18 protein-coding genes are annotated in these 20,528 nt (G+C 61.9%); 15 read left to right on the forward strand and 3 right to left on the reverse strand.

Going from position 1 to position 20,528, the window contains the following annotated elements; translation table 11 throughout:
- Positions 1-115 precede the first annotated feature (115 nt).
- The gene (locus ABAC460_RS28460) at positions 116-1,426 is read right to left on the reverse strand and encodes an aspartate aminotransferase family protein (RefSeq protein ID WP_023451998.1); all 1,311 of its coding nucleotides are present in this window, start codon (positions 1,424-1,426) and stop codon (positions 116-118) included.
- 77 nt (positions 1,427-1,503) lie between these two features.
- Between ABAC460_RS28460 and ABAC460_RS28465 the strand changes: the two genes are divergently transcribed.
- The 15 genes from ABAC460_RS28465 (at position 1,504) to ABAC460_RS28535 (ending at position 18,196) form a co-directional block, all read left to right on the forward strand.
- Positions 1,504-2,217, forward strand: coding sequence for a GntR family transcriptional regulator (locus ABAC460_RS28465; RefSeq protein WP_023451999.1), 714 nt, complete (start codon positions 1,504-1,506; stop codon positions 2,215-2,217).
- An 88-nt stretch (positions 2,218-2,305) separates the two neighbouring features.
- A complete protein-coding gene (locus ABAC460_RS28470) occupies positions 2,306-3,826 on the forward strand; it encodes an aldehyde dehydrogenase (protein WP_023452000.1) in 1,521 nt (506 codons plus the stop codon).
- A 2-nt stretch (positions 3,827-3,828) separates the two neighbouring features.
- Complete coding sequence (locus ABAC460_RS28475; protein ID WP_023452001.1) at positions 3,829-5,271, forward strand: NAD-dependent succinate-semialdehyde dehydrogenase; 1,443 nt, start codon at positions 3,829-3,831, stop codon at positions 5,269-5,271.
- On the forward strand, positions 5,268-6,599 hold the full coding sequence (locus ABAC460_RS28480) for a transaminase (RefSeq protein WP_031236367.1): 1,332 nt from the start codon (positions 5,268-5,270) through the stop codon (positions 6,597-6,599). Before ABAC460_RS28475 ends, ABAC460_RS28480 begins: the two co-directional genes overlap by 4 nt.
- 17 nt (positions 6,600-6,616) lie before the next feature.
- Entirely contained in the window at positions 6,617-7,990 is a 1,374-nt protein-coding gene (locus tag ABAC460_RS28485; RefSeq protein WP_035425909.1) for a glutamine synthetase family protein, read from the forward strand.
- Positions 7,991-8,013: 23 nt separating this feature from the next.
- Positions 8,014-9,075, forward strand: coding sequence for an ABC transporter substrate-binding protein (locus ABAC460_RS28490; protein ID WP_023452004.1), 1,062 nt, complete (start codon positions 8,014-8,016; stop codon positions 9,073-9,075).
- 125 nt (positions 9,076-9,200) lie between these two features.
- Positions 9,201-10,316, forward strand: a complete 1,116-nt coding sequence (locus ABAC460_RS28495; protein WP_023452005.1) for an ABC transporter substrate-binding protein — start codon at positions 9,201-9,203, stop codon at positions 10,314-10,316.
- 28 nt (positions 10,317-10,344) lie between these two features.
- On the forward strand, positions 10,345-11,241 hold the full coding sequence (locus ABAC460_RS28500; RefSeq protein WP_023452006.1) for an ABC transporter permease: 897 nt from the start codon (positions 10,345-10,347) through the stop codon (positions 11,239-11,241).
- Complete coding sequence (locus tag ABAC460_RS28505; RefSeq protein ID WP_023452007.1) at positions 11,238-12,134, forward strand: ABC transporter permease; 897 nt, start codon at positions 11,238-11,240, stop codon at positions 12,132-12,134. The genes ABAC460_RS28500 and ABAC460_RS28505 overlap by 4 nt, the downstream gene beginning before the upstream one ends.
- 34 nt (positions 12,135-12,168) lie before the next feature.
- Positions 12,169-13,281 carry an ABC transporter ATP-binding protein gene (locus ABAC460_RS28510; protein WP_023452008.1) on the forward strand — a complete coding sequence of 371 codons (1,113 nt, stop codon included), beginning with the start codon at positions 12,169-12,171 and terminating at the stop codon, positions 13,279-13,281.
- A 114-nt stretch (positions 13,282-13,395) separates the two neighbouring features.
- Positions 13,396-13,875: a GNAT family N-acetyltransferase gene (locus ABAC460_RS28515; protein ID WP_023452009.1), complete on the forward strand. Its 480-nt coding sequence runs from the start codon at positions 13,396-13,398 to the stop codon at positions 13,873-13,875.
- Positions 13,872-14,636, forward strand: coding sequence for a gamma-glutamyl-gamma-aminobutyrate hydrolase family protein (locus tag ABAC460_RS28520; RefSeq protein ID WP_023452010.1), 765 nt, complete (start codon positions 13,872-13,874; stop codon positions 14,634-14,636). The genes ABAC460_RS28515 and ABAC460_RS28520 overlap by 4 nt, the downstream gene beginning before the upstream one ends.
- A 69-nt stretch (positions 14,637-14,705) precedes the next feature.
- On the forward strand, positions 14,706-16,112 hold the full coding sequence (locus ABAC460_RS28525) for an aspartate aminotransferase family protein (RefSeq protein WP_023452011.1): 1,407 nt from the start codon (positions 14,706-14,708) through the stop codon (positions 16,110-16,112).
- Between the two features lie 161 nt (positions 16,113-16,273).
- Entirely contained in the window at positions 16,274-17,002 is a 729-nt protein-coding gene (locus ABAC460_RS28530; protein WP_023452012.1) for a site-2 protease family protein, read from the forward strand.
- 81 nt (positions 17,003-17,083) lie between these two features.
- Positions 17,084-18,196, forward strand: coding sequence for a hypothetical protein (locus ABAC460_RS28535; RefSeq protein WP_023452013.1), 1,113 nt, complete (start codon positions 17,084-17,086; stop codon positions 18,194-18,196).
- On the opposite strand, the gene ABAC460_RS28540 is transcribed toward ABAC460_RS28535, so the two are convergent.
- Entirely contained in the window at positions 18,193-19,254 is a 1,062-nt protein-coding gene (locus ABAC460_RS28540) for a methyl-accepting chemotaxis protein (protein ID WP_023452014.1), read from the reverse strand. The genes ABAC460_RS28535 and ABAC460_RS28540 overlap by 4 nt on opposite strands.
- A gap of 176 nt (positions 19,255-19,430) precedes the next feature.
- Entirely contained in the window at positions 19,431-20,468 is a 1,038-nt protein-coding gene (locus tag ABAC460_RS28545) for a methyl-accepting chemotaxis protein (protein WP_052012717.1), read from the reverse strand.
- Positions 20,469-20,528: the final 60 nt, after the last annotated feature.

Genomic DNA, 20,528 nt, shown 5'->3' on the forward strand with positions numbered 1-20,528 from the left:
CTTCAGGATGTGTCTGAGCAGCCCGCGCTGCTGAATCTGCTAACTAATGCCGCCAAGCGGCGGGTTCAGATCGATCCTGAAGTTCGTGTCTGTTCGTGTGGTTCGTGGTGAATCCCTATTCCACCTCAGCCAGGGCCGCGCGCAGGGTTTCGACGATCCGGTCGATATGCGCCTTTTCAAGAATTAGCGGCGGCGACAGGGCGATGATGTCGCCTGTGACGCGGATCATCAGGCCCTTTTCGAAACAGCGGTCGAAGGCCTCGAAAGCCCGCGCGGTCGCCGCACCCGGCCGCGACGCCAGCTCGATCCCGCCGACCAAGCCCAGGTTGCGGATATCGATGACGTGCCGGGCATCGCGGAGGGAATGGATCGCCTCTTCCCAATAGGGCGCCAGCGAGGCCGCCCGGGCGAACAGGTCTTCTTCGCGATAGACCTCAAGCGTTGCCAGGCCGGCGGCGCAGGCGAGCGGATGGCCGGAATAGGTATAGCCGTGGAAGAACTCGATCGGCGTATCGGCCATCTGCATGAAGGTGTCGTAGATCCGCGTCGACACAGCCACGGCGCCCATGGGGACGGTAGCGTTGGTGATGCCCTTGGCCAGGCACATGATGTCCGGCCGCACGCCGAAATAATCCGCCCCGAAGGCTGCGCCGAGACGGCCGAAGCCGGTGATGACCTCGTCGAAGATCAGCAGGATATCGTGTTTGTCGCAGATGGCGCGCAGGCGCTGAAGGTAGCCCTTGGGCGGCGCCAGCACGCCGGTCGATCCGGCCACAGGCTCGACGATGACAGCAGCGATCGTGCTGGCGTCGTGCAGGGTGACGATGCGTTCCAGCGTATCGGCCAGGTCTGCGCCGTGTTCGGGCTGGCCCTTGGTGAAGAGGTTGCCTTCGACGCCGTGGGTGTGGGGCAGGTGGTCGACACCCGACAGCAGGCTGCCGAAATACATGCGATTGCGGACGATTCCGCCGACCGAAATGCCGCCGAAGCCGACGCCGTGATAGGCGCGTTCACGTCCGATCAGCCGGGTGCGGGCGCCATGGCCGCGGACTCTTTGATAGGCGAGGGCGATCTTCAGCGCCGTGTCGGCCGATTCGGAGCCGGAATTGGTGTAGAAGACGCGCTTTAAGTCATAGGGCAGGATCTTCGACAGCTCGTGGGCGAACTCAAAGGCCAGGGGATGCGCCATGTTGAAAGTCGGCGCGAAATCCATTTCCGCCGCCTGTTTCTGGATGGCGGCCGTGATCTTTTCGCGGCCGTGGCCGGCATTGACGCACCATAGGGCGGAGGCCCCGTCCAGGATCTCACGGCCGTCGGCGTCGGTATAAAACATCCCCTTCGCGGAGGTGAGCAGTTTCGGCTTTGCCTTGAACACCTTATTGGGCGTAAATGGCATCCAGAAATTATCTAAGACGGGGGCGTTCATAGTGGTTCTCTTATCGGCGAAAGCGCGTATATTGTGATCACATCGACGCCGCCGATACAAGAGGCAGGACGAAGGAAATGAGTGTAGTCAGTCTGGACACGGCGGGCGGGGACGGAAAGGTCCACGACCAGGTCTATGACGCCCTGGCCGACGCCCTGATCAAGGGGCAGATACCGCCGCTAAATCCTGTGTCGCTGCGGACCCTGGCGGCAAACCTGGGTGTATCGCCCATGCCGGTGCGGGAAGCTGTGCGGCGGTTGATTGCGGAAAAGGCCTTGGAACTTCAAGCGTCTAACAAACGTTTACGGGTACCGGACCTGACCGAGAAACGCGTTTTGCAGTTGATGAAGGCGCGCGAATGGGTCGAACCGGAACTGGCCGCCTTGGCGACGCCGCGTATGACCAAGGACGCTATTCGGCGACTTCGCGACGATGACGCCAAGCTGATGAAGGCGCTGTCAAGCGGCGATGTCGGCGGCTACATGCAAGCCAACCAGGATTTTCACTTCTGCATCTATGCTCAGGCCGATGCCGATCTCTTCTACGACCTGGCGCGGACCCTGTGGTTGCAGGTCGGGCCGTTCATGCGCGTGGTGTTTGGTCGATTGGGGACGGTGCAACTGCCCAAGGACCATCACCAGGATATGATCGCGGCTTTCGAAAGTGGTGACCCCGAAGCGGTGCGCGTCTCGATGCAGGCGGACGTTCGCGAAGGCATGGAGATGATGCTGGACGTCATCCGATCACGCGCTGAACCTGAACCCAAGCGCCGGCGGGCCCAGTCAAAGTAAAAAGCAGGACCATAAACTCTGCGTGTGCGGCTTGACTTTGCCGTGGTCCACAGTGTGTAAAGTGTGATCACAAGCTAAGGATTTTGCCATGCCTGTTTCCGCGCCGCAACCTATTGCCGAATCGCTCGATGGCGTTCTCGCGGCTGTCGCCGCCATCGCCAAGCCGGACAAGGCGCTGATCGAAGGGCAGGAAACGGCCTCGGCGTCTGGGCGGACCTTTGATAATCGCTCGTCGCGCGACGGTACGCTGATCAACAAGATCGCCGCGTGCGACGGTACCGATGTCGATCGCGCCGTGGTGTCGGCGCGGACGGCGTTCGAGGACGGCCGCTGGCGCAAGCTGGCGCCCAAGGTCAGGAAAAAGATCCTGCATCGCCTGGCCGACCTTATGGCGGAGCATGCTGAAAACCTGGCGTTGCTGGAAAGCCTGGATACTGGCAAGCCGATCTCCGATGCTCGCAATGTCGATATCCCCCTGGCCATCCAGAGCACGCGCTATTACGCAGAGGCCATCGACAAGGTCTATGGCGAGGTCGCGCCGACGCCTTCCGACCGCCTGTCCTATGTCGTGCATGAGCCTCTGGGGGTGATCGGCGCCATCGTGCCGTGGAACTTCCCGCTGCATATGGCGATGTGGAAGGTCGCGCCGGCCCTGGCCATGGGCAACAGCGTGGTGCTGAAACCGGCGGAACTGTCGTCGATGACCGCGCTCTATACGGCGCAACTGGCTTTGGAAGCCGGGGTGCCGCCCGGTGTTTGGAATGTGGTCACCGGCCTGGGCCACGAAGCCGGCCAGGCCCTGGCATTGCATATGGATGTGGACATGATTGCGTTCACCGGTTCGGGGCCGGTGGGGCGGACTTTGATGCGGGCCTCGGCCGACAGCAATCTGAAGCGCGTGTCGCTGGAACTGGGCGGCAAGTCGCCCCAGATCGTTTTTGCCGATTGCGATGACCTGGATGCGGCGGCATCGAATGCCGCCTGGGGCGTCTTTTATAACCAGGGTCAGGTGTGCACCGCGGCGTCGCGGTTGCTGGTCGAAGAGAGCATCAAGGACGCGTTTGTCGCTAAGGTCGCGGCGGTCGCCAAGTCGATCCGCGTCGGCGATCCCTTTGATCCGAAAACACAATTCGGCGCCATGATCTCGTCGCGCCAGATGCATACAGCGCTGGAATATATCGAACGCGGTCAGGCCGAAGGTGGGCGGCTGGTCATGGGCGGGCATCAAATCCATGCCGACAGCGGTGGCTACTATGTCGAGCCGTCGCTGATCGACGGCATCACCCCGGCCAATGTCCTGGCTCAGGAAGAGGTGTTTGGCCCGGTCCTGTCGGTGTTGACGTTCAAGGATGAGGCCGAGGCCTATAAAATCGCCAATGACACGGTGTTTGGGCTGGCGTCCGGGGTGTGGACTGCCAATATAAACAAGGCCATGCGGGCGGCGAGTGCGCTGAAAGCCGGGTTGGTCTGGGTCAATGGCTGGGATGCCTGCGACATCACCTCTCCGTTCGGGGGCGTGAAGCAGTCCGGTTTCGGCCGCGACCGGTCGCTGCATGCGCTTTACAAATATGCCGACCTCAAGGCGGTCAGCATCAGCTTCAAGGCCTGATCATGCAACTGACTGATAAACAACGCGATCTTCTGGGCGATCTGATTTTTATGGAGCAGGCGGCCGACCGTTTCGCCGTGCTCAATCCGGCGACCTGCAAGCCTCTGTGCTATGTGAAGGCGCAGGGCGGCGACGAAACCCGGGCAGCGATCGACGCCGCGGAAGCGGCATTTCCGGCGTGGTCAAAACAGCCTGCAAAGGCGCGTTCAACACTTCTCAAAAACTGGAACAGTCTGGTTTTGGCGCATCAGGAGGAACTGGCCCTGCTGGTCACCCTGGAGCAGGGGCGGGTGCTGAAGGAGACGCGCGGCGAGGTCGCCTACGGCGCGTCTTTTATCGAGTGGTTCGCCGAAGAGGCGAAGCGCGCCTATGGCCGTACCATCCCGGCGACGCTGCCGGGCAAGCACCTCCAGACCATCCGCCAGCCTGTGGGTGTCTGCGCGGCGATTACGCCGTGGAACTTCCCGATCTCGATGATCACCCGTAAGGTGGCGCCGGCTTTGGCGGCAGGATGTACGGTTGTCATCAAGCCGTCGGAAGAGACGCCGCTGTCGGCTTTGGCCTTGCTGGTCCTGGCGAAACAGGCCGGTATTCCGGATGGCGTGATTTCGATGATCACCTCGGTCAAGGCCAAGGAGGTCGGCGAGGTCATGACGTCCGATCCGCGCGTCAAGAAGCTGAGCTTTACGGGTTCGACCCCGGTGGGCAAGCTGCTCTATGCCGCCTGTGCACCGACGATGAAGAAGGTGTCGATGGAACTGGGCGGCAATGCGCCGTTCCTGGTGTTCGACGACGCCGATCTCGATGCGGCCATTGAAGGCGTGCTGGCGTCGAAATACCGCAATTCCGGCCAGACCTGTGTCTGCGCCAACCGTATCCTGGTCCAGGCCGGCATCTATGACCGGTTTGCCGCGGCCTTGGTCACCAAGGTCAAGGCGATGAAGCTGGAGCCTGGCTGGCAGGATGACGCCACGCTGGGGCCGCTGATCAATCAGAGAGCCATCGACAAGGTGCAGCAGTTGGTTGACGACGCTGTGGCCAAGGGCGCCAGGATCGAGACCGGCGGCAAGGCGCACGACCTGTTCTATGAGGGCAGCGTGTTGACCGACGTGACGCGCGACATGGAGATTTTCGACGTCGAGATCTTCGGGCCGGTGGCGCCTTTGTTCAAGTTCGACACCGAGGACGAAGCCATCCGCCTGGCCAATGACACGCCGTTCGGGTTGGCGGCCTATGCCTATACCCGCGATATCGGCCGCGCCATGCGCGTGGCAGCGCATCTCGACTACGGCATGGTGGGGATGAACGACGGTATTATCTCGACCGAGGTTACGCCGTTCGGCGGTGTCAAGGAGTCCGGCATCGGCCGCGAAGGCGCCATCGAGGGCATGGAAGAATATCTCAATATCAAATACATCTCCTACGGCGGTTTGGGGGACATTTGACGCTTCAGGATTTCATTTCGCAACAACGCGAAGTGTTTGCGTTGGCGCACCCACAGTCCAAAGCCTTGTCCGAAAAGGCTTCGGCGTGGCGCGGAGGCGTGCCCATGCACTGGATGCGGGACTGGGCGTCAACGTTTCCCATATATGCGAAGTGTGCTTCCGGCGCCACTTTGACGGATGTCGACGGCATTGCGTACGACGATTTTTGTTTAGGTGACACACCGTCGATGTTCGGCCATGCCCGGGCCGAGCTGGCGGCCGCCGTCGCTGACCAGGCAGGGCAGGGCGTTGGCTATATGCTGCCCATGCCGTTGAGCAATGTTGTCGGTGACCTGTTGTGTGAGCGCTTCGGCATGGATCAATGGCAGGTGGCGACGACAGCGTCGGACGCCAACCGTGCCGTCATCCGCTGGGCTCGCGCCATTACCGGGCGCGAGCGGATCCTGGTGTTCGACGGCTGCTATCACGGCATGGTCGAGGACTGTTTCGTCGCGCTGTATGACGGCGTGCCGTCGAACAAGACCGGCCTGATCGGGCAGGTCCACGACCAGACGCAGACCACGACGGTCATTGCGTTCAATGACCTGGCGGCTTTGGAAGCGGCCCTGGCGACAGGTAATATCGCCGCTGTCCTGGCCGAGCCGGTGATGACCAACTGCGGCATGATCCGGCCGGATGATGGGTTTTTGCAGGCGTTGCGCGATCTGTGCACGGCGCATGGCACGCTTCTGGTCATGGATGAGACCCATACCCTGTCGTCCGATCCGCGCGGCTATTGCGTCGCGCACGGCCTGAAGCCCGACATGTTTGTCGTCGGCAAGGCCATCGCCGGTGGTATTCCGGCCGCGGTGTGGGGTGTGACGGCCGAGGTCGCTGCGCGCATGGACGAGGCTCAGGCGCGGATCGGGCCCGGTCAGTCGGGCATCGGCACGACCTTGTCCGGCAATGCCTTGGTGATGCGTGCCATCCACACGGTCCTGACGCAGATCGCCACCCAGCCGGCCTATGATCATATGCTGGCGGGCGCCGAATATCTGGTTGCGGGGCTGGATCGGGTCATTGCCGGGCTGCCGTGGTGCACGGTCCATGTCGGCGCCCGGGTGGAGCTGGTTTTTGCGCCGGAACCGCCGCGCAATGCCGAAGAGATGCGCCGCTATCTCGACCACGACCTGCTCGACGCCTTTCATCTGTTTCTGATCAACCGCGGCGTGCTGATTGCGCCGTTCCACAATATGATGCTCATCTCGCCGCAAACGCAGACTCAGGCTATCGATCGGCTGGTCGACGCCGTCGCCGCTTTTGCGCACCATTACAGGGAATTTTCATGAGCCTGCCGCCGCACCCCATGGTCGCTACCGTTGATGAGGCCAAGGCCTTCCTCGATGCCCATCCGCATATCGTCTATTTCGAGATCCTGTTCACCTCGATGACCGGCGTGCCGCGCGGCAAGCGCCTGCGCCGGCATGAACTGCTGCCGATCTACGAATATGGTCGTTTCCTGCCGGGCTCGATCCTGGTGGTCGATACCCTGGGCGCCGACTGCGAAGACACCGGCCTGGTCTGGGAAGACGGCGACGCCGACCGTGTGGCGCGGCCGGTGCCGGGCACGCTGGTGCCGGCGCCGTGGCTGGGCGACGATGTCGGCCAGGTCATGTTGTCGCTGTACGAACTGGACGGCACGCCCAACGACCTCGACCCGCGCCATGTGTTGCAGCGCGTGCTGGACCGCTACAAGGCCGATGGCCTGACGCCGGTGGTGGCGTGCGAGCTGGAATATTATCTGGTCGATATCGAGCGCGGTCATGACGGCGAACTGTTGCCGGCGACCAGCTTCACCACGGGGGAGACGCCCAAGGGCATCCAGGTCTACGGCCTGCCCGAGATCGAGGCCCACGGCGACTTTTTCCGGCAATTGTGGGAAACCGCCGACATCCAGAACATCCCGCTGGAAGGGGCTATTTCCGAATTCGCGCCTGGCCAGGTCGAACTGACCCTGAAGCACAAGCCTGATGCCTTAAGAGCTGCCGACGACGCGGTGATGTACAAGCGCCTGGCCAAGGGTGTGGCCTTGTCGCTGGGGATCGAAGCGACCTTCATGGCCAAGCCATGGGCGGACCGCGCCGGTTCGGGCTTCCACGTCCATATCAGCGTCGCCGACAAGGACGGAGCGAACCTGTGCGCCGACGCCGATCCGCAGGGCTCGCCGTTGCTGCTGAACATGATCGGCGGGATGAAGGATCACTTGGCCGACGTCATGGGTATCCTGGCACCCGGCGCCAACAGCTACAAGCGTTTCAAGGCCAATTCCTATGCCCCGGTCGGCCTGACCTGGGGGGTGAATAACCGCACGGTGTCATTGCGCGTCACCGCCGGCCCGGCCCATACCCGCCACGTCGAACACCGGGTCGCCGGCGCCGACGGCAATCCGTACCTGGTCCTGGCCGCCATCCTGGCCTGCGCCCATTACGGCATCACGCAAAAGACCGATCCCGGTCCGGCGGTGGTCGGCAACGGCTATGCCGTGGCCGCCGAAACCGGCGCGACGCTTCCGACCAACTGGTTCGCGGCTGTGGACTATCTCGACAAGTCGGCCGTTCTGCGCGACTATCTCGGCGACCGCTTTGTCGACATGTATGTCAAGGTCAAGCGCACCGAACAGGCGCGCTTCTATGAGGAGATTACATCGCTCGACTACGACTGGTATCTGCGCAACGCGTAGTGAGCAGGCAAGGGGAGGGGACTGTGACATCGCGACGTTCCATACTGGCCGGCCTGGGCGCCGCGGCCGTCGGCTTCATCCTGTCCGGCGGGGCGCAAGCCGCCGGCAAGAAGCTGAACTTTCTCAACTGGGACACCTATATCGGCGACACCACCCTCAAGGACTTTCGGCGTGAAACCGGCGTTGAGGTCGACATGTACTTTTTTCAGACCAACGACGAGCTGTTCGCCAGGATGAAAGGCGGCGATTCGGGTTTCGATGTCATTGTCCCGTCGGACGACAATCTGAGCCATATGATCGCCGCCAATCTCTTGCAGCCGCTCGATCATCAACGCCTGCCCAACTTCGCCAATATAGATCCGGCGTTTCGCAATCCGCCTTACGATCCCGGCTGCCGTTATGCCATGCCGTTCAGCTGGCTGATGCTGGGGATCGGCTATCGCAAGTCGATCATGCGCGCAGGCGCCGTGCCCGACTCGTGGGGCTGGCTGTTTGACAGCAACATCTATGACGGCAATGTCGCCCTGGTGGGCGATCCCTTGCCTCTGTTTACGGCAGCGTCCCTGTATCTCGGTCATGGCGCAGACGGCCTGACGCCTCAGGTGATCAGCGACATCGAAGCCCTGCTGAAGCGGCGCAACGCGACCTATCACCAGGATGACGGCCAGGATCGTTTGCTGGCGGGCGAGGTTGAGCTGGTGATGGAGTATAACGGTGACATCGCGCAGGTGATTTCGATCGAAGCGAGCGTTCTCGCCGACGGTGACCTTGGGTTCGTTGTGCCGAAGGAGGGCGGGTTACTGGCGGCCGATAGCTGGGCCATTCCGGCCAATGCGCCCAATCCCGAGGCAGCCCACGCCTTTCTGAACTTCATGCTGAGTGTCGAAGGCGGCCGCGACATCATCAAGACCATCATGTATCCCACGCCGAACGCCGCCGTGCGCGCAGCCATGCCGCAAAGCTATCGCGATAGTCCCGTCCTGTTTCCGCCGTTGGGCGCGTCGGCTTTCGCGAAGCGGCCGGGCGACGATATTGTCGCCCTGGTCGAGGCGGCGTGGAGTCGCGTTATGGACGAGGCCGAATGAGCACGCAGGTGCGAGAAAACAGCGTTTCGTCCGTGTTGTGATCACATTAGGGGATTGACAGGTTGTTAATCCCGTATTCCTCTGGCGTCGGATATTTGCTGCAGCTTCACAAGGAGACCGGGTCCATGGGTGCCAATCGCTTTGATATGTCGCGTCGTTCCATCCTGGCCGCCACGGGCGCCGCCGCGGTGGGGATCACCTTCACCGGCCTGGCGGGCTGCGATGCGCAAAAGCCCAAGAAAAAGCTGAACTTCTACAACTGGGACACCTATATCGGCGAAACCACGCTGAAGGATTTCCAAACCGCGACCGGTACCGAAGTCAACATGACCCTGTTCGCGGACAACAACGAACTGTTCGCCAAGCTGAGCGCCGGCAATCCCGGCTATGACGTGATCGTGCCGTCGAACGACTTCGTCACCCGCATGGGCCAGGCCGGCATGCTGACGCCGCTGGACCACACCAAGATCCCGAACCTGAAGAACATCGACGCCGCCTTCATGAATCCGGACTACGATCCGGGCCGCAAGTTCTCGGTGCCCTATACCTGGCTGGTGCTGGGCCTGGGCTACAACACCAAGACCATGCGCGACGGCAAGGTGCCGGATTCGTGGAAGTGGGTGTTCGAATCCGATGCCTACAAGAAGAAGATCGCGTGGCTGGGCGAACCCGGCGACCTGATCCGTCTGGGGGCCAAATATCTCGGCTACAGCGTCAATGCCATCGACGACAAGGTTCTGGCCGAGGTCGAGGCCCTGCTGACCAAGCAGGTCAAGCGCGGCAATATCCTGAAGTTCCACAGCGACGATGGTCAGGACCTGCTGACCGGCGGCGAGGTCGACATCGTCATCGAATACAATGGCGACATCGCCCAGGCGAAGAAGGACTTCCCTGACGTCGATTTCGTCATTCCGAACGAAGGTTCGCAGCTCAACTCCGACTGCCTGTGTATCCCCAAGGGCGCACCGCTGCCGGAAGAGGCCCATGCCTTTATCAACTACATCCTGGACGCACAGGCCGGCGCCAATATCTCCAAGAAGATCCTGTATCCGACGCCGAACGCAGCCGCCAAGGCGCTGATGCCCGACGATTACAAGAACAACCCCATCATCTTCCCGCCGGCCGACAAGCTGGCCAAGTGCGAATACGCTACCTTCAAGGCCGAGTTGGCGCCGAAGTTCGACGAAATCATTACCCGCGTGCGTGCCGCTGCGGGCATGCCGGCGGAAGAAGAAGCCTGATTAACACCAACACGGAAGGGGAGCGGTCATGGAACAATCCTGGCGCCAGGCGAAGAGTATCTTCTTCACCCTGCTCAGCGCACCGCTGGTCTGGCTGGTCCTCTTCTTCATGGTGCCGCTGGGCATTGTCTGGCTGTACAGTTTCGGTCAGAACGAAGGCCTGGTCGGGATTGCCTTTACCGGCACCTGGGCGAACTATCAGAACGCCTTTTCGCCGCTGTATCTGAACATCTTCCTGAAGTCGTTCTTCATTGCCGGCATCACCACCCTGCTGTGCCTGATTATCGGGTTCCCGGTGGCCATGGCCATCACGTTTGCGCCTGAACGATGGAAGCCGTGGCTGCTGCTGCTGATCATGCTGCCATTCTGGACCAATCTGCTGATCCGGACCTATGCCCTGATCGCGGTCCTGAGGACCAAGGGCTTCGTCAATATGGGGCTGGAGACGATTCACAACGGGCTGAATGCCGTCACAGGCGGCGCCATGGGGACGTTCGAGCCCCTGATGCTGCTCAACAACAATTTCGCCGTCGTCTTCGGCCTGGTCTTTGTCAACCTGCCGTTCATGGTGCTGCCGCTTTATTCAGCCCTGGACCGCCTGGACCGGTCGCTGCTGGAAGCGTCGCTGGATTTGGGCGCCGGTCATATCCGCACCCTGTTCAATGTGATCGTACCGATGGCCGGGGCGGGGATCGCTTCGGGCGTGCTGATTACCTTCATCCCGGCCCTGGGTTCCTATCTGACGCCGGATCTGCTGGGCGGGCCGGATTCGCAGATGATCGCCAACGTCATTGAATCGCAGTTCAAACGCGCCAACAACTGGCCGTTCGGGGCGGCGCTCAGCTTCCTGCTGGTCTATCTCACCTTTATCGCCATCGCCATCCAGGGCGTGTTCGAAGCCCGCGCACGCAGGAGGACGGCATGACGGACGCTGTCGTGAATTCCCCGGCTGTGAAACCGCGCAAGATGCCGCCGGGGCCGCTGGAATACCTCAAGCGCTGGCCGATCCAGGCGTGGCTGGTGGTGGTCACCATCTTCCTGTACGCGCCGCTGATCAGCATGATGGTGTTCAGCTTCAATTCGACGCGGTCGACGACCGTGTGGAAGGGCTTCTCGCTGAAATATTACGAGCAGGCGCTGCACAATGACAGCCTGCTGGTCGCCTTCGGCAACTCCCTGACCATCGCCCTGTTTTCGACCATCCTGTCGGTGGTTGTCGGCGCCATGGCGGCCATTGTCCTGTGGCGCTTCCGCTTTGCCGGCAAGACCCTGTTCGACGGCGCGCTGGCCGTGCCGATCGTCGTGCCGGAAATCTGCATGGGCGTCGGCATGCTGGTCTTCTTCGCCAAGGTCCTGCCCTGGCCGGTCGGTCTGCCGTGGCCGTTCAACCTGGGCGCCATTATCATCGCCCACGTCTCGTTCAGCTTCCCGTTTGTCGCCGTGGTGGTGCGAGCCCGCCTGGGCAGTTTCAACCGCGAACTGGAGGAGGCGGCCAAGGACCTGGGGGCGTCGGAGTTCCGCGCCCTGATGGATGTGGTCATTCCGCATATCCAGCCGTCGCTTATCGCCGGGGCGCTGCTGGCCTTCACCCTGTCGCTGGATGACTTCGTCATCACCTTCTTTACGGCGGGACCGGATACGGTGACCTTCCCGGTCAAGGTCTATTCAATGGTGCGGTTCTCGGTGACGCCCGAAGTCAATGCCGCCTCGACCATACTGATCGTCGTGACGGTCCTGCTGACCTTCCTTGCCCTCAAATTCCAGGGCTCCAGCGCCCTGACCGCCGGCCATGACGGCGGCGCCGGAGAAAAGAAATGACAGTTGTCCTAACGCTCCGCTCCTTGAGGACGAAATGACTAAACCGATCATTCAGTTCGAGAATGTCTCCAAACGCTTCGGCAAGGTGTCGGCGGTCGACAATGTCTCGCTGACCATCAATGAAGGCGAGTTCTTCTCGCTGCTGGGGCCGTCGGGCTGCGGCAAGACGACGCTTTTGCGCATGCTGGCCGGGTTCGAGATGCCGACCGAAGGCCGGGTCATGATCGACGGCAAGGACATGTCGACCACGGCGCCCAACCTGCGCCCCGTCAACATGGTGTTCCAGTCCTACGCCGTCTTCCCGCATATGACCGTGCTGGATAATGTCGCCTACGGCCTGAAGATGGATGGCGTGCCCGGCGATGAGCGCCGCCGCCGCGCCGAAGAGGCGCTGGACCTGGTCAAGCTGGGCGGGTTCGGGCCGCGCAAACCCGACCAGATGTCGGGCGGCCAGCGGCAACGGGTCGCGCTGGCGCGGGCTCTGGTGAAGAAGCCGCGCGTGCTGTTGCTGGATGAACCGTTGTCGGCGCTGGACGCCAAGCTGCGCGATCAGATGCGCACCGAATTGGCGCTTCTGCAGGAGAAGGTCGGCATCACCTTCATCATGGTCACCCACGATCAGGATGAAGCCCTGGCCATGGCCACGCGTTGCGCCGTCATGAACCGCGGAATCCTGCAGCAGGTGGCGACGCCGTCGGACCTGTACGAATTCCCCAATTCGCGCTTCGTTGCGGACTTCATCGGCAGCGTCAACATGTTCGAAGGCACGCTGGATGTCGACGAGCCCGACCACGCCATCGTCAACACCAAGGATGTCGGGCCGATCTATCTCGACCACGGTGTGACCGGGGCGACGGGCACGACGGTATGGGCCGCCGTGCGTCCGGAAAAGATCGAGATGCACAAGCGTACCGACAAGCCGCCCAAGGTCGATGATGCGCCTGAGGGGTATAATGTCATTGCCGGGGTGGTGAAGCACCTTGTGTATCTGGGCAGCGAGACCATCTTCGAGATCGAGATCAATGGTGGCAGTCTGGTCAAGGTGGTGCGGCCCAACCTGACGCGTTGGGACCAGGAGGATTTCACCTGGGATGAAAAGGTGTGGTTGAGCTTCCATGCCTGCTCGCCGGCGGTGTTGTTGAGCTGATTGAGCCGACAGTAAGATACCCCTCCACCGCTTCGCGGTCCCCCTCCCCACTTCGTAGGGAGGAGGGAGCTTGGACATTCCATCGGGTTTCAAACGTCTGACCGGGACAGCATCATGGAAGCAATTGTCGTACGGCCGTGGCGACCGGAAGATGGGCCGGCGGCGGCGGAGTTGATCCGCGGTATTCTGAATGAGGAGTTTGGTTTTGCGACCACGCGCGCCGATCTGGGCGATGTCGAGCACAATGCCTATGGTGACGGGCTGTGGGTGGCGGAGGACGATGGCTGCATCGTCGGTACTATAGCACTGCTGGTTTATGGCGAAACGCACGGCGCGCTGCGGCGGATGTTCGTTGCGCCCGATCGGAGGGGGGCAGGCCTGGGTATCGGTCAGGCCCTTATGGAATCCTTACTTGCGCAGGCGCGGCTGCGCGATCTGGATGATGTCAGTCTGGGCACGCTTGCGAAATTTGACCGGGCACTCGGCTTTTACGCGAAAAATGGCTATGTCCAAATCCCCCGTAATGCGTTACCATCCGGTTTTCCAGCCATGCCGCTGGAAGATATTTTTTGCCGCCTGGACCTGAGAGCATGACGGACAAGCCTGTCATCGGCATCATGGCCTGCAACCGCACCGTCGGTGTGGAGAACGCCCATGCGGTGATGGAGCGTTATGTCCGCGCGGCCACCGTCTATGGCGACTGTCACGCCCTGTTGATCCCGCCGATCGGCGAGGGGGTATCGCGAACCCTGACCAGCCGCTTGGACGGGTTGATGCTGACGGGCTCGCCGTCCAACCTGCAACCGCATCTTTACGGCAGCGATTCCTGCGCCGGACCGTTCGATACCGGTCGCGATTCGGTGTCGCTGGCCATGATCGAATGCATGATCACAATCGGCAAGCCGGTCTTCGGCATCTGCCGTGGATTCCAGGAAATCAATGTCGTCCTGGGTGGCACCTTGCGCACCGATGTCGGGCGCGGCGAGCATGGCCTCCTGGCCCATCATGCGCCCGATGAGGTGTCGTTTGACGCCATGTTCGACCACGGCCATGACGTCAGCCTGACGCCGGGCGGGATTTTGCAAGGCGTTTACGGCGCCAGCAGCATGTGGGTCAATTCCGTGCATTATCAGGGCGTTGATCGTCTGGGCGAAGGTTTGGCCGTCGAGGCCGTTGCGCCGGACGGCCTGATCGAAGCGGTCAGCGCCAATATCGGTGGCTGTCAGCTTTTGGCCGTCCAATGGCATCCGGAATGGCAGGTTGAGCGCCATCTACAGAGCCAGCAATTCTTCCGGCTGATGGGACGCGCCCTGCGCGGTTTGTCCATCGCTGCGCCGGTGGCTGAACACGCATAATTGTGATCACAATATTGACTTCTGGGGCGTTTTGCAACAGATTGGCGCTCAGTCTAGAATGAGTGCGCCATGACCCTGCCTGTACAAAAACCGATCCGCAATTACGACGTCGAGGAACTGCGTCGTCTCGACCTGGCGCACCATCTGCCGGCCCAGTCGGATTACAAACTTCAGCGCGAACTGGGCGGATCGCGTATGATAACCCGCGCCGAGGGCTGCACCATTACCGACGCCGAGGGCAAGTCGCTTCTGGACGGCATGGCCGGGCTGTGGTGCGTTAATGTCGGCTATGGCCGGGACGAACTGGCTCGCGTCGCCTACGAGCAGATGCTGGAATTGCCCTACTACAACACCTTCTTCAAGACGGCGACGCCGCCGCCGGTGCGACTGGCCGCCAAGATCGCCGAGAAGATGCAGGCCTCCAATCCGGCCCTGACCCACGTCTTCTTCAACTCTTCGGGTTCCGAAGCTAATGACACCATCTTCCGTCTGGTCCGCCACTATTGGGCGCTAAAGGGTGAGCCGAAACGCAAGATTTTCATTTCGCGCAAGAATGCCTATCACGGCTCGACCGTGGCCGGCGCTTCGCTGGGTGGCATGACCTTCATGCATGAGCAGGGTGACCTGCCGATTCCCGGCGTTGAACATGTGTTGCAACCCTACCATTTCGGCGAAGGTTTCGGCGAGGATCCGGATGCTTTTGCGACCCGTGTCGCCGATTCCATTGAAGAACGAATCCTCAGTGTCGGGCCTGAAAATGTCGCCGCCTTTATCGGTGAGCCGGTGCAGGGCGCCGGTGGAGTGATCATTCCGCCCGACAGCTACTGGCCCAAGGTTGAGGCCATCTGTCGCAAATACGGCATCCTGCTGATCTGTGACGAGGTTATCTGCGGCTTCGGCCGGTTGGGGCATTGGTTCGGCCATGAGCATTGGGGCGTCAAGCCCGACCTGATCGCCATGGCCAAGGGCCTGTCGTCCGGCTATCTGCCGATTTCGGCTGTGGGCGTGTCGCAGGAGATCGTCGATACCCTGGTCGAAAAGGGCGGCGATTTCGTTCACGGTTACACCTATAGCGGCCATCCGACCTGCGCCGCTGTGGCGCTGGCCAATATCGAAATCCTGGAAAACGAGAGCCTGATCGAGCGGACACGCGATGTCACCGGGCCTTATCTCGCCAAGGCTTTGAAACGCCTGGAAAACCATCCGCTGGTCGGGCAGGCGCGTTCGCTGGGCCTGATCGGGGCTGTGGAAATCGTGTCGGAACCCGGTACAAACAAGCGTTTTACCGGAGCGGAAGGTACGGCCGGACCGATCGTGCGCGACCTGTGCATCAAGAATGGCCTTATGGTGCGCGGTATCCGTGACAGCCTGGTCATGTGTCCGCCGCTGATCATCACCGAGGCCGAGATCGACCGGATTGTTGATATCATGGTGCAGTCGCTGAATGAGGCGGAGCCGGTGTTGAGGGCGTTGTAGGGGGTATCGGGGAAAGCTCAGCGGAGGCTGAGCGTTCCTATACCCCTCCACCCCTTCGGGGTCCCCCTCCCCACTTCGTAGGGAGGAGGGAGATCGGAATTTCGTATGTTCTGGTTCTGCAAACTCTTGCGTACGGTTGGCCGGCAAGGCATTTATCGGGTATGAAAAACCAAATCAGCTGGCTGTTTATCGGCCTGCTCGCGGCCTTTGCCGGGGCAGGCTTTCTTCTTGCCGTTCTGCCCACCCTGCCGATCCTGACCTTCACCTTCGTTCTGCTGGGCTGGATCGTCAGCCTGTGCCTGCACGAATACGCCCATGCGGTGACGGCTTTGAAGTTCGGCGACTACACCATCAAGGACACGGGCTATCTGACCCTGGATCCGCGCCACTATTTCAACGGACCGACGTCGATCGTCCTGCCGATCCTGGCTCTTGTCATGGGCGGGATTGGTCTGCCGGGTGGGGCGGTCATGATCCGTACCGGCCTGATCCGCAAGAAGTGGCAACAATCGGCTGTGTCCCTGGCCGGGCCGGCGGCGACCCTGGTGTGTGCCGCCCTGGTTTATGCCATAGCCATCGCGTTCAATGGCTTGCCGGAACTGTACATCGGCCTGATGGTGCTGTTCTTCTTCCTGTTGACCGCCTTCATTCTCAACATGTTGCCCATCCCGGGCCTGGACGGTTTCGGCGCGCTGGCGCCTTATCTGCCGGCCAAGGTGCGCGACGCCGTTCCGCCGCAATTGGCGGGCCTGGTCACGGTAGGGTTGCTGCTTCTGGTCTTTTTCTTCGGCGGTTTCATCATCATGCCGATCATGTTCGGCATCACGGCGGCGCTGGGGATCGACCTCTATCCGGTTCTTGTCGGTCTGCAACGGTTCAAGCTCTGGTAAATCCACACCTTACGATGTTTGTCATTTGAACCCCGGACGGGAAGCGCCGAAGGATAACGGCGTTTCATTCAGGGATGTTCCATGACCCGTTTTTCGAATTCCGTCTCCCGCCGTGCCGCCCTGATGGGCGTGGCCGGCACTGCGTTTATGGCCGCCGCGCCGGCCTTTGCCGCCAAGAAGGACAAGGCGCCTTCGTCGGTCACCATCGGATCGGCGGCCGACGGGCTGGCCCACGCCGACAGCCTGTTGACGCGGTACGGCAAGCTGGCCATTCCGGCCGGCGGGCGGGTTTTGCCGTTCTTCCAGGTCGAACTGGTCGAGGAGGCCGGTGAGCGGGTCGAAGACCGCAAATATCACGCCAATGCGACGGCGGATTCGACCTTCCAGGTGGCGGGAATTCCCCAGGCCGAGGTCCAGGCGGCTGTTGACCGGCTATATGTTCAATATATCGAAGGCCTTAAGGCGGCCGGCTATGTCGTGTTGACGCAGGCGGATGCCGAGGCCAGCGAACATTGGCGGCAGTTGAAGCCCGGCCTGAAGCCGTCGCCCTTTGCCGCGGAGACCGGCAAGCGCGGCAAGTCGACCTTCTATGGGCCGGGCAGCGAGGGCATCTACCTGGCCGCCGGAGATTTGCGCCTGTTCGGCGGCGGGAACGTGCTGAGCGGCTTCGCCAATGTCGGAGGCGCCATGGAGCAGGGAACCAGCGAGTATTATGTTCCGACCGAGCTTCAGGCGGCGATGCTGGGCATCGAACTGGCGGTAGGGTTCGTCGATATCAAGGGCGAAGGCGGCGGCAAGTATTCCAACATCTTCGGCGACGGCGCGGTCAATATCAAGGGTAACGCCGCGATGACCGTCATACCCGAGCGGTCTCGGCTGTGGTTTATCCAATATCCCGGCTCTGACAAGGGGCGGCAGGAGCTGGTGCTGAGCAAGACGGTGCTGCCGGCGGTCAATCCGATCACCGGCACGACCGACGTCACCAGCAAAGGACAGAAGCTGGGTGACGCAGCCGGCACGGTGATCGGCATGTTTACCGGCACAGGCGGCGCCTATTCGACCAAGACCTATCGCATCGATATCGACGCGGCGGCTTTTCCCGGCGCTTTGGAGGGCAGCCTCGGCGGCGTTTCCGCCGCCATGGTCCAGCGGTTAACCGGCTTGCCGTCGGCGCCGGCGGGCGGCAAGCGTTAAACCGGCTTCTGCAGGATGATGCCGTACCAGCCGAGACCGGCATAGGTCTCGTAACCCGGCGTCTTGTGGAAGGCGATCATGGTGCCGTGGGGGTCGCTGTAGTGGCCGGACAGCTTGCCTTCGGTGTGCAGGCGGACATGTTCGGTCAGCAGGCCCTTGCCGTCGGATGAAGCGATAACCAGGCCCTGGGCGTCGACCATCAGCACGCGGGTGCGGGCCTTTTCCTCGTCGGACAGGCGCACGCCCTTGGTGATGCTGGCAGCCTGGGGCTGCCAGTCGAAATGGATGCCCAGTATGCCGACCAGTTCGCCATTGACGTCGCCATTGCGGCGGACGCCGGTGGCGTAGGTGGCGATCTGGGCGTTGCCCAGCAAGGGTTCGGTGGTGATGTCGGCCACCGCGAAATCGCTGCCCGAGCGTAGGGTAGCGGCGCGCGAGAACCACAGCCGGTCATGGACATTGCGGCCGATGATATGGTGGCGGTCCGGCCGGCCGTTGGCGATGACATTGCCGTTCAGGTCGCACAGCCACAGGTCGATATAGACGGTGTAGGAGTCGAGGATGACGCCCAAGCGCTGACAGGCATAGGCGCGGCTTTCCGCCGTCGGGATGACGGCGTGGTTGACCAGGGCCGAGTCCGTCGCCCACCAGCGCACATCGCAGGTCCGTTCGTACAGGTTGCGGTCGATCAGCTCGATGGCGTTCAGCGCCAGGTCGGTCAGGCGGGCCCCCTGGCTCTGTCGCGCCAGGGACTGGGTGAGGGCGTCCAGGGTGACGATTTCGTCGCCCAGATCCTTGGCCAGGCCTTCGACCTCGCCGGAAATGCTGCGGACTTCGTCGGCGACGACGGAAAATCCCGCGCCCTTGTCGCCGGCATGTTTGGCCTCGATCAGGGCATTCAGGGCCAGGATACGCAGTTTCGACGTGACCTGGCGGATGTCGCGGACCTTTTGCCCGGTCACCGTCTTGGCGCGGGCGGTTTGGGTGATGATGTCGGCCAGGGAAATATTCTGGGATACGCTACTGTTTACGCTACTGGCATGTACGGGGGAGGACATGACAAGCTCCTTTTGCGCTGCAACATGTCCATGGATCGGCGGCGCAAGCTTAACGCGCGGTTAAAAATTTCCGCTGCGGAAACTATTCCATAGGTGGAATTGGTATTATCGGGCGCGAGTGTCACGCAAATGTCGCGCAAGGTTTAAACCGCAACCATTTACTGGCTTTGCGGCGGTCAGGCGGGCTTCTGCACGATGACGCCGTACCAGCCCAATCCCTTATAGGTTTCGTAGCCCGGCGTGCGGTGGAAGGCGGTGACCGTGCCGTCGTGGTCGGTGTAGTGGCCGTGGTCGCGGCCTTCGGTCTTCAGGTTCAGGGTCTCGTTGAGCGACGCCTTGCCGTGGCAATCGGCGATTATGCGGCCGCGGGCGTCGGTCAGCATGACGCGGGAACGTTTCCGATCGTCGGCGGAAAGCCGCGCCCCCTGGGTGATGGCCAGGGCCTGGGGCGCCCAGTCGAAGTGGATGCCCAGAACGCCCAGCAGCTTGCCGTCGGCGTCGCCGTTCTCACGGACACCGGTGGCGTAGGTGGCGACCTGGGCGCCCCCGAGCCACGGATTGGCGGTGACGTCATCGACGGCGAAATCGTTGCCCGTTGCCAGATTTCGTGATTTCTGGAACCATGGTGCATTGGCGACGCTGCGGCCGGCGACGTCGTAGGTTGAGGGCCGGCCGTTGGCGATGACGTGGCCGTCGAGGTCGCAAAGCCACAGGTCGAGATAGACGGTGTAGGCGTCGAGGATGACGCCCAGCCGTTTTGAAGCGTGGCGGCAGGCCGACTTGTCGTGGCTTTGGGCGGCGTCGACAAAGGCCGAGTCGGTCGCCCACCAGCGCACGTCGCAGGTCCGTTCATAGAGGTTGCGGTCGATCAGCTCGATGGCGTTGTGCGCGAGGTCGGTCAGCCGATCGCCCTGGCTGGCCTGGGCCATGGCCTGGGTCAGCGTCTCCAGGGCGTTGATCTCGCCCAGCAGTTCGACGGCGAGGTCCCTGGACAGGACTTCGACGCGGCCGGAGATGGCCTTGACCTCGTCGGCGACGACGCCGAAGCCGGCGCCCATGTCGCCGGCGCGGCGGGCTTCGATCAGGGCGTTGAGCGCCAGCATCCGCAGCATGGAGGTGACCGAGCGGATGTCGTTGACCTTGCCCGACATTATGGTGCGCGCCCGGGACGAGTGGGCGATGATTTCGTTCAGACTAACGCTGGACTCTTGCACAGTACCTCCCCAAACGATTGCACCGCACAATAGGTAGGTTTTCGAAGGTTAAGAGAATCT

The sequence above is a fragment of the Asticcacaulis sp. AC460 genome (assembly GCF_000495795.1).
Classification (GTDB): Bacteria; Pseudomonadota; Alphaproteobacteria; order Caulobacterales; family Caulobacteraceae; genus Asticcacaulis.